Source organism: Gordonia sp. HS-NH1 (assembly GCF_001418765.1).
Taxonomy (GTDB): domain Bacteria; phylum Actinomycetota; class Actinomycetes; order Mycobacteriales; family Mycobacteriaceae; genus Gordonia.
Genome location: NZ_LIYC01000087.1, coordinates 1 through 2,966 on the forward strand (window position 1 = coordinate 1; position 2,966 = coordinate 2,966).

3 protein-coding genes are annotated in these 2,966 nt (G+C 63.6%); all 3 read left to right on the top strand.

Going from position 1 to position 2,966, the window contains the following annotated elements:
- Positions 1-349, top strand: a 349-nt coding sequence (locus tag AMD30_RS25330) for a hypothetical protein (protein ID WP_197282846.1), incomplete at its 5' end; no start/stop codon positions are given.
- Positions 350-424: 75 nt separating this feature from the next.
- Positions 425-1,030 carry a class I SAM-dependent methyltransferase gene (locus AMD30_RS24085; RefSeq protein ID WP_055477350.1) on the top strand — a complete coding sequence of 202 codons (606 nt, stop codon included), beginning with the start codon at positions 425-427 and terminating at the stop codon, positions 1,028-1,030.
- A 766-nt stretch (positions 1,031-1,796) separates the two neighbouring features.
- Positions 1,797-2,321 carry a GIY-YIG nuclease family protein gene (locus tag AMD30_RS25850; protein WP_442902741.1) on the top strand — a complete coding sequence of 175 codons (525 nt, stop codon included), beginning with the start codon at positions 1,797-1,799 and terminating at the stop codon, positions 2,319-2,321.
- The last annotated feature ends 645 nt before the right edge of the window (positions 2,322-2,966 follow it).

The following is a 2,966-nucleotide window of genomic DNA, read 5'->3' on the forward strand; positions in this document are numbered from 1 at the left end:
CATCAAACTGGCCGTTGACACTTATCGGAGCTCTGACGCACTAGATGTCGCGAGCGAGACCGGGACCAACGTCGCGACCGGTTTGATCGTCGCGTCCTGCCTCGCTCTTGCCGGACTCTGGCTACTGCTTGCGTACGCCAACCTGGGCGGTTTCCGCTGGGCACGTGTGACGGCTACGGTCATCGGCGCGGCAGGCATCGTCTCCGGGTTAGTGTCCGTCGCAACCTATGACAAGTCGATAACCGGCACGCTCGACGTGCTGCTGCTGGTGATCGAAGTAGCCGTACTGAGTCTCCTATGGCTTCCTCGCTCAACCGCCTATTTCCGGCAGGTTTCGGCGTCGGGGTGAAGTAGCAGCGCGAGCCGGTCATCCGCTGCCCGCTGGCGAATCGATGCTTCCAGGGACGTTTGGCAGAATGCGGGCATGGTCGAACAGAGCATCTGGATGCAGAAGTCCGCCGAGGATCCCAACCACTCAAGCTGGTACGTCGAACGCTTCCGCACCCTGGCACGCGAGGGCAACGACCTGGTCGGCGAGGCTCGGCTCATCGACACGATGTCGGCGCGCGGGTCCCGCATCCTTGACGCCGGATGCGGCCCGGGGCGCGTGGGCGGGTACCTCGCCGAGGTGGGACACGACGTCGTCGGCGTCGACGTCGACCCGGTCCTCATCCAAGCCGCCGAAGAAGACCACCCAGGCCCACGCTGGCTGGTGAACGACCTCGCCGAACTCGACCTCCCGGCCCGCGGCATCTACGAGCCGTTCGACCTCATCGTCTCCGCCGGCAACGTGATGGCGTTCCTCGCGCCGAGCACCCGAGTGACCGTCCTCGAGCGACTGCGCGCGCATCTTAGTGACGACGGCCGTGCTGTCGTCGGGTTCGGCGCTGGTCGGGACTACTCGTTCGACGAGTTCCTCCAGAACGCAGCCACAGCCGGCTTCGCTCAGGACCTCTTGCTCGAATCGTGGGACGTCCGGCCGTTCACAGACAAGTCGGAGTTCCTCGTGGCGGTCCTGCGAGTCGCGTAATCGGTTGCGTGGGAACGCTACTGTCGACGCGAGCAGCACGACCACGGTATCTCCGGCGGGTTCGGTTTGTTCAATCCTCCCCGACGAACGTCCCCTCGGTGATCTCGACGTTCCGACGATAGTTGCTGCCGCATCCGCCAGCGCTCGGTCAGCCGGGACGCGGCGATCTTCCACTCGCCGATCGGGGTTGGTGGGTGACACGGCGGGCGAACAGCAACCGCAAAGACGCTAGCGGACTCCGTGCGGCCACAGAGCTCGCTGGTTCGGCAGTCCTCTGTCGATTGAGCTCCGCTCGCCCTCCATGCCGCGTCATAATGTCCGAGCGGACCCGTACACGCTCCGGACCAGCGATGGACGTGGGTGCCGAAGCCTACAGACACGTCTACCGGGAGATGGTCCTCATGCGATTTGTTGGCATCGGAGTTGCGACGGCCGCAGTGTTCTGTGCACATAGCCCTGGAATCGCGGAGGCGTTGCCATCGTCGGTGCACCGCGACGGCGGTCCCAGCTATGAACACGAGCTAGGCAAAGACTCAGCCGACGGGCAGCTCTACTGCTCAGGACTGACTGCCTCCAGGACGAGTAAGGCACTGACGCGCGCGCCGAGCGTCCAACTTGGAACACCATGCGCCAAGTTGGGCGACCGGGCCCACCGACTTCAGACCGACAGCGTCGCCACTTGCCGGCACACGCCGCAAGGGCGGCGTTGGCAATGACAGACGACGGTGGGCGCCGGCGGGCCAGTAATCGGGACGAGGCGCTCGAGATGTCCTGGTCGCAACTGCTGACCGGACCCCGACGCACGCCCGATGTAACGGCTTCCGAAGCTGCCGGCACCGGCGTGTACGCGTGGTGGGGCTCTGAGTACCTACCCTGGCCACCTGACTTCACGCCAACGTCGATCACCATCCCACTGTATGTAGGTTTGGCCGCATCCCAGACTGTGGGCAAGCGGATTGCCAAAAACCATCTGAGCTCAACACGCCGGTCAGCACTCCGGCGCAGTCTCACCGCTCTGCTTGTCGACGACCTCAAACTCCGGCCGCACGTCGAGCGCTTACAAGCCCCCGGAAAGTTCACCCTTGCTCCCCTCGGCGAGCGAGCCCTCACCGATTGGATGCGGGAGCACCTGTCGGTCTCCTGGCTCGCGACCAACAGACCCGGACCGGTGGAGGCGGCGGTGATCGCGGAACTCCTTCCTCCGCTGAATGATGTCCACGCGACTGGATCTCCCTATCGAAAAGGACTTCGGGAACTGCGCGCTAGAATCTGCACAGATGTTGAGGACTAGCTCCAAGCAGTCGCATGTGACTCCGGATTCGTAGGTTCACAACAACATCCGACTCAAGACGGCTTCGGGCAGAGCCTGACTGCTCGTTGCGCTGAAGGCCTTCAGTCGAAGGTAATTGGTTGAAGATGCGGCGCCGACGTATCACTGAGTCTGACAATGAGGTCAGGGCTTCTTCGCCGATTGAACAGCGACAGCAAACCGGCACGTGAGTGCGCTACGGGAGTACTGCCGACATAACGGACGGCGGATGTCGCTTACGCCCCACGGTCGCCTTCTCGGACTAGGCGGCACCATCGTCTGCGCGGACGGATTCGGTCGTACGCAGATGGGCCGTGGCAGGGCGGGTCTACGGCCGCGACGAGCGGTCGCGGATTCGTGGGTAACAAGCCCGGGCCGGGGACGCGGATCGCCGATGTCTCGCCCAGGATGTCCGGATTACGTGATCTACTCCATCTGTGTCCGATGACCTGTCTCCCGGAATCTACGAATCCGTTCTGACGGAGCGCTTAACGAATCGCTTGGCTTCAACGGGCCTTGTGCCAGAGTTCGCCGATATCTCGCCGGCATCCGAGCCGCACGTCTACGCACGACATGTCGCGGGTGTCGTCGAACGACATCTCAGCAGAGTAGTGCCCCATAGGGTGG

Excerpts from the sequence above, each read along its gene's own strand:
- AMD30_RS24085 (WP_055477350.1), top strand. The coding sequence starts at position 425 with ATGGTCGAACAGAGCATCTGGATGCAGAAGTCCGCCGAGGATCCCAAC.
- AMD30_RS25850 (WP_442902741.1), top strand. The coding sequence starts at position 1,797 with ATGTCCTGGTCGCAACTGCTGACCGGACCCCGACGCACGCCCGATGTA.